The organism is Mycobacterium sp. (genome assembly GCF_050701675.1).
In the GTDB taxonomy this organism is placed as follows: domain Bacteria; phylum Actinomycetota; class Actinomycetes; order Mycobacteriales; family Mycobacteriaceae; genus Mycobacterium.
This window is the reverse complement of the sequence record NZ_JBOGDD010000579.1, coordinates 1-6,705: the sequence shown is the minus strand read 5'-3', so window position 1 is coordinate 6,705 and position 6,705 is coordinate 1. Positions and strand designations below refer to the sequence as shown.

Here is a 6,705-nt window from a genome sequence, read left to right as displayed (position 1 = left end):
GACCAGCAGCGCGTCCTTGGTAGCGGCGTTGGAATCCAACTCGGCGTCACGCTCGGCGTTGACCGCGTTGCGGGCCTTGAAGAACTTGTCCTGGGCGGCCTTGAAACGACGCCACAGAGCGTCATCGACATCCTTGGCGGCGCGGCCCGCGGCCTTCCACTGGGTAAGCATGTCGCGGAACGTCGCGGCCGTTGCGCCCCAGTCGGTTGAGTCGGCGAGCTGCTCGGCGCGCTCGCACAGCGCCTCCTTGGCCTGGCGGGTGCCCACTCGCTCGCGGTCCAGCTCGGCGAAGTGCGAGCCGCGACGACGGTTGAACGTCTCACGGGCAGCGGAATAGCGCTTCCACAGCGCGTCGTCCGTCTTGCGGTCCAACCCCGTGACGGTGCGCCACTCATCGAGGATCTCGCGCAGCCGGTCGCCCGCGGACTTCCACTGGGTGGCGTTAGCGGCGATGTCCTCGGCCTCGACGGCCAGTGCCTCCTTGCGCGTGGTCTGCGCGGCGCGGTGCTGCTCGCGCTTCTGGCGTTCCTCGGCTGCGCTGGCGTCGGCCTGCTCCACGATGGCGCCGAGCCTGAGTGCCAGGGCGTCGACGTCGCCGAGGACCGAGGCGGTCGGCAGACTCTCGGCCAGCGCGGCGGCCGCGGACTTGATCTTGCGGGCGTCTCCGGTTCCCGATGCCAGCCTGCGCTCCATCAGGGCGACCTCGGTGTTGAGGTCGTCGTAGCGCCGCCCGAAGTGCGCATACGCGGCTTCGGGCTCGCCGGCCTGCCAGGAGCCGATGACGCGCTCGCCCGCGGCGGTGACCAGCCACACCGTGCCGTCATCGTCGATCCGACCGAACTGGTGCGGGTCGGCCGAAGCGGGTACGACGACCGCCGGTGCGGTGGCGCCCGGCCTCGGAGCGGGGCGGGGCGGGCCCGGGCGGGGTGCGGGCCTGGGTGCTCCGCCTGACTCACTGGTCGTCATGTCCTTGAACCTCGTGCCCTCCGCGTGGGTGACCACGCTCCTGCCGCGCAACGCGGCGCCTGATAGCGGTAGCTCTTCGTTGGTTATTGCATGGCTATTGAAACAGGTCACCCGTCGGCGCGCCCACGCGTTGGCACTAGGAGTTCTCCACGGTCGACCGCGGACGCACGTGAACATGCCCGCCGGGGCGCTGACTAGCGTGAAGGCGTGCTGACCGCCATCGCCTTGATTCCGTCGGCGCCCGTGATGGTGCCCGAACTCGCCACGGGGGCCGCCCCGGAGCTGCGGGACCTGTCGTCAGCGGCGCTGGACGCCGTCCGAGAGCTGCCGGAACGCTGGTTCGTCATCGGCGTCGGTGCCGCCGACAACGTCATCGGCCCCGGCGCTGTCGGGACCTTCGGCGGCTACGGGGCAGACGTCCGGGTCGCCCTCTCGCCGAACGCTGCCGGCGAACCCAAGCCGTTGCCGCTGTGCGCGCTGATCGCCGGTTGGGTGCGTGCCGAGGCCGCTCCTCGGGCGCGCGGCGAGGTGTGGGTGTACGACGCCGACCACGATGTCGAGGCCGCTCTGGCGCGCGGCAAGGCCCTGCGCGCCGAGATCGACCCCATCGCCGAACCCGTCGGGGTGCTGGTGGTCGCCGACGGTGCGAACACGCTGAACGCGTCCGCGCCCGGCGGCTACGACCCCGACTCGCCACCGGTCCAGGCGGCGCTCGACGACGCACTGGCGAGTGGCGACGCGACCGCGCTGACCCGGCTGTCCGCGGGCATCGGCGGCCGGGTGGCCTACCAGGTGCTGGCCGGGCTGACCGGCCCGTCGCCGTCGTCGGCGCGCGAGTTCTACCGCGGTGCTCCCTACGGCGTGGGGTACTTCGTCGGTCTCTGGACGCCATGACGGTGGGGGAATCGGCCCGGCTGCGGCCCGTCGCCATCGTCGGGCCAACGGGGACCGGCAAGAGCGCTCTGGCGCTCGACGTCGCGGTGCGGCTCGGCGGCGAGATCGTCAACGCCGACGCGATGCAGCTCTACCGCGGGATGGACATCGGCACCGCCAAACTGCCCGTCGCCGAGAGACGCGGCATCCCGCATCATCAGCTCGACGTCCTCGACGTGACTCAGACGGCGACGGTCGGCCGCTACCAGGGAGCGGCCGCCGCCGACGTCGCCGACGTCATCGCCCGTGGGGCGGTGCCGGTGATCGTCGGCGGTTCGATGCTCTATGTCCAGTCGCTTCTGGACGAATGGGCCTTCCCGGCCACCGACCCGCGCGTCCGAGCCCGGTGGGAGGCCAGACTCGCCGAGCACGGCGTCGCGGCACTGCACTCGGAACTGGCCAGCCTCGACCCCGATGCCGCGGCGTCGATTCTGCCCACGGACGGCCGCCGCATCGTGCGCGCGCTCGAGGTGGGGGAGCTGACGGGGCAGCCGTTCGCGGCAAGCGCACCGACGATCGGCGAACCTCGCTGGGGCACCGTGATCGTCGGATTGGATTGGGAAACGGCGATTCTCGACGAACGACTGCGGCTCAGGACGGACACGATGTTCGACGACGGACTGGTCGACGAGGTGGTCACGCTGACGAGCCGCGGCCTACGCGAGGGCGTGACGGCGTCCCGGGCGCTTGGCTACGCGCAGGTTCTCGCCGCCCTGAGTGACGGGGGCGGTGCCGACGCCATCGCAGAGGCCCGTGAGCGCACGTTCATCGGCACCAGACGCTACGTGCGCAGGCAGCGGTCGTGGTTCCGCCGTGACCACCGCATCCACTGGCTCGACGGCGCAGCGACGGACAACCTCGGCGAGACGCTGCGGGTGTGGGAGGCCCGACGAGCCGCAGATCCGGAACCGGGGGAGTCGCACGTATCCTGAACAGGTGATGTTCGCCAAGGGGCACGGTACGGAGAACGACTTCGTGCTGCTGCCCGACGTCGAGGCCCGCCTGGCGCTGACTCCCGCAGCGGTGTCGGCGCTGTGCGACCGACGCCGCGGTCTCGGTGCCGACGGCGTACTGCGAGTCACCACCGCCGAAGCCGCGCTGGCCAGCGGGGTCCTGGACAGGATCCCGGAGGGCGTCGACCCCGCCGACTGGTACATGGACTACCGCAACGCCGACGGCTCCATCGCCCAGATGTGCGGCAACGGCGTACGCGTGTTCGCCCACTATCTGCGGACCACCGGACTCGAGCAACGTGACGAGTTCGTCGTCGGCTCGCTGGCCGGGCCGCGTCCCGTGGTGCTGCACGACGTCGATGCGCTGTCGGCCGACGTCACCGTCGACATGGGCAAGGCCAACCAGTTCGGTACCGGCGCGGCCGTCGTGGGCGGGCGCCGGTTCGGTGGACTGGCCGTCGACGTCGGAAATCCACACCTCGCATGCGTGGACGCCGCGATGACCATTGAGGAGTTGACCGCCCTCGACGTCGCGGCGCCGGTCTGGTTCGACGCGGCGCAGTTCCCCGGTGGCGTCAACGTGGAAGTCCTCACGGCTCCGGTCGACGGCGGTGTCACGATGCGGGTGCACGAGCGCGGTGTCGGCGAAACCCGTTCGTGTGGAACGGGAACCGTCGCAGCCGCGGTGGCCGCACTCGGCCACCAGGGCCTCGAGACGGGCACGCTACGGGTTCGGATACCCGGCGGCGAGGTGACCGTGACGATCACCGATACCACCAGCTATCTGCGGGGACCGTCGGTGCTGGTGGCTCACGGCGAGCTGTCGGATGATTGGTGGCATTCCCACGACCGGTAAATCAGATGCGCAACGCCACCTCGAAAGGGCAACATCAATAGACACATGACTCATCCCAGGATGCCCAGTACGGGCGAACTCGACCTCGAAGACCGCTCTGCACTACGCCGAGTGGCAGGTCTGTCCACCGAACTCGCCGACGTCACCGAGGTCGAATACCGGCAGCTGCGTCTGGAACGGGTCGTGCTGATCGGCGTCTGGACCGACGGCAGCGCGTCGGACGCCGACGGCAGCCTCGCCGAACTCGCTGCGCTCGCCGAGACCGCCGGATCCGAGGTGCTCGAGGGGATGATCCAGCGGCGCGACAAACCCGACGCGTCGACCTACATCGGCTCGGGCAAGGCCCGCGAACTGCGCGACATCGTCATCGCCACTGGAGCCGACACCGTCATCTGCGACGGCGAACTGAGCCCCGCCCAGCTGAACTCGCTCGAGAAGATCGTCAAGGTGAAGGTCATCGATCGCACTGCGTTGATCCTCGACATCTTCGCCCAGCACGCCACCTCCGCGGAGGGCAAGGCGCAGGTGGCCTTCGCGCAGATGGAGTACATGCTACCCAGGCTGCGCGGCTGGGGTGAGTCGATGTCGCGCCAGGGTGGCGGCGCGGGCGGCAGCGGCGGCGGAGTGGGTACGCGCGGTCCCGGCGAGACCAAGATCGAGACCGATCGTCGCCGGATCCGCGAGCGAATGTCCAAGCTGCGCAAAGAAATCAAGGACATGAAGAAGATCCGCGACACTCAGCGCGGGCGCAGGCTGCAGAGCGACGTCGCGTCGATCGCGATCGTCGGTTACACCAATGCGGGCAAGTCCAGCCTGCTCAACGCGCTCACCGGCGCCGGGGTGCTTGTCGAGAACGCGTTATTCGCCACCCTCGAACCCACCACGCGCCGAGGTCAATTCGAGGACGGCAGACCGTTCGTGCTCACCGACACCGTCGGGTTCGTACGCCATCTCCCGACTCAGCTCGTCGAGGCGTTCCGGTCCACGCTGGAGGAAGTCATCGACGCCGAACTGCTGGTCCACGTGATCGACGGGTCGGATGCCAATCCGCTGGCGCAGGTCAACGCGGTGCGCCAGGTCGTCAACGAAGTGGTACAGGAGTACGGAATCGCTCCGCCCCCGGAATTGTTGGTAGTCAACAAGACCGACGCGGCAAGCGGATTCGGCCTTGCCCAGTTGCGTCGGGCGCTGCCCGACGCCGTGTTCGTCTCCGCCCATACCGGCGACGGCCTGGACCGCCTGCGCAGCCGGATGAGTGAAATGGTGGTGCCGACCGACACCACCGTGGACGTCACCATCCCCTACGACCGTGGCGATCTGATCGCGCGCATGCACTCCGACGGCCGCGTCGACGCCACGGAGCACACCGAAACCGGCACGCGCATCAAGGCTCGGGTGCCCGCCGCGCTGGCCGCGGGTTTGCGCGACTTCGTCACTTTCTAGGCGCTGCGCCGGGATTTGAGCCCGCGTGCGGTAGACTCGGAATCAATGTTGGTGTCGCTCTGCGCCGTCAGCACGTCGTGGAACGCTCGATCATCCCGATGCCTCCGGCCACAGTGACGTGGCTCACCGCATTCAGGTGATCAGTGCATTGCACAGCTCTTCTCGCGGCGATCGATATTGCCCACCGGCAATCTCGCCCATCGAGCCCGTAATCGCTTGACCTCATTCACGCGCAGACGCGGCCGCACCCATGCCTGAAAGGCATAGATACATGACTCTGGAAAATACAGAACCCACCTTCGAATCCCTCGGCGTGCCCGAGCGACTCAGTCGCATCCTCACCGACGGCGGCATCACCTCACCGTTCCCCATCCAGACCAGCACGCTGCCAGACACTCTCGGCGGCCGCGACGTTCTCGGCCGCGGAAAGACCGGCAGCGGAAAGACACTGGCGTTCACGATCCCGTTGGTGGCCCGGCTCGCCGGAGGAAACCGGCGGCCGTCAAAACCGACCGGCCTGGTGCTGGCTCCCACACGTGAGCTGGCCACCCAGATCACCGCGGTCATCGAGCCGCTCGCCGCGGCACTCGGCATGAACGTCACCACGATCTTCGGTGGCGTGTCACAGAGTCGGCAGGTGTCCGCGCTGCGAGCGGGTGTCGACATCGTCGTCGCCTGCCCGGGCCGCCTCGAAGACCTGATGAAGCAACGTCACATCGCTCTCGACGCGGTGCAGATCACCGTGCTCGATGAGGCCGATCACATGGCCGACCTGGGCTTCCTGCCCGGTGTGACGCGCATCCTCGCGGCCACCCCGTCCGGCGGGCAGCGGCTGCTGTTCTCCGCGACGCTGGACAACGGTGTCGACAAGCTCGTCAACCGCTTCCTGCACAACCCCGTCACCCACTCGGTCGACGAGGTCGACGCACCGCCGGTTGCCATGACGCACCATGTGTTCCACGTCTCAGGCGCCCAGGAGAAGACGCAACTGGTGCACCGGCTCGCGTCGGGCACCGGTCGCCGCATCCTCTTCATGCGCACCAAGCACCAGGCCCGCAAGCTCGCCAAGCAGCTCACCGATGCCGGGGTTCCCTCGGTGGACCTGCACGGCAACCTGTCGCAGCCGGCGCGTGACCGCAACCTCGCCCTGTTCAGCTCGGGCGACGCGCGGGTCCTCGTCGCGACGGACATCGCCGCGCGCGGCGTCCACGTCGACGACGTCGAACTGGTCGTGCACGTGGACCCGCCCGTCGAACACAAGGCCTACCTGCACCGCTCCGGCCGTACGGCGCGCGCGGGCAGTGCCGGTGACGTGGTCACCGTCGTGTTGCCCGAACAGCGCAGGGATACCCAGCAACTCCTGCGCAAGGCTGGCATCTCGGCTCAGCCGCAGCAGGTCCGGGCCGACTCGGCGAGCGTGCTCGAGCTCGTCGGCGAGATCGCTCCCCACCGGGAGCTGCCGCCCCGCGCGGCGACGCCCGTCCGCACCGGAGGCGGCGGCTCGAGCCGTGGCGGCTCGGGACGCGGCAACGGCGCTCCGTTCCGCGGCAACGC

The 6,705-nt window shown here is 69.2% G+C and carries 6 protein-coding genes; 5 read left to right on the top strand and 1 reads right to left on the bottom strand.

Annotated elements, in window-relative coordinates; translation table 11 throughout:
• On the bottom strand, positions 1-966 hold a 966-nt coding region (locus ACRDUX_RS17690; RefSeq protein ID WP_526415319.1), incomplete at its 3' end, for a DUF349 domain-containing protein.
• Between the two features lie 207 nt (positions 967-1,173).
• Between ACRDUX_RS17690 and ACRDUX_RS17685 the strand changes: the two genes are divergently transcribed.
• The 5 genes from ACRDUX_RS17685 to ACRDUX_RS17665 all read left to right on the top strand — a co-directional run.
• Complete coding sequence (locus tag ACRDUX_RS17685) at positions 1,174-1,860, top strand: class III extradiol ring-cleavage dioxygenase family protein (RefSeq protein WP_526415318.1); 687 nt, start codon at positions 1,174-1,176, stop codon at positions 1,858-1,860.
• 20 nt (positions 1,861-1,880) lie between these two features.
• Positions 1,881-2,831, top strand: coding sequence for a tRNA (adenosine(37)-N6)-dimethylallyltransferase MiaA (gene miaA, locus ACRDUX_RS17680; RefSeq protein ID WP_526415320.1), 951 nt, complete (start codon positions 1,881-1,883; stop codon positions 2,829-2,831).
• Positions 2,832-2,835: 4 nt separating this feature from the next.
• The gene (gene dapF, locus ACRDUX_RS17675) at positions 2,836-3,708 is read left to right on the top strand and encodes a diaminopimelate epimerase (protein ID WP_526415317.1); all 873 of its coding nucleotides are present in this window, start codon (positions 2,836-2,838) and stop codon (positions 3,706-3,708) included.
• A 45-nt stretch (positions 3,709-3,753) separates the two neighbouring features.
• Positions 3,754-5,151 (top strand): GTPase HflX, encoded by a 1,398-nt coding sequence (hflX, locus tag ACRDUX_RS17670; protein ID WP_526415316.1) that lies wholly within the window; start codon positions 3,754-3,756, stop codon positions 5,149-5,151.
• A 271-nt stretch (positions 5,152-5,422) separates the two neighbouring features.
• Positions 5,423-6,705 (top strand): DEAD/DEAH box helicase (locus tag ACRDUX_RS17665; protein ID WP_526415315.1); only part of this gene is annotated, 1,283 nt, incomplete at its 3' end.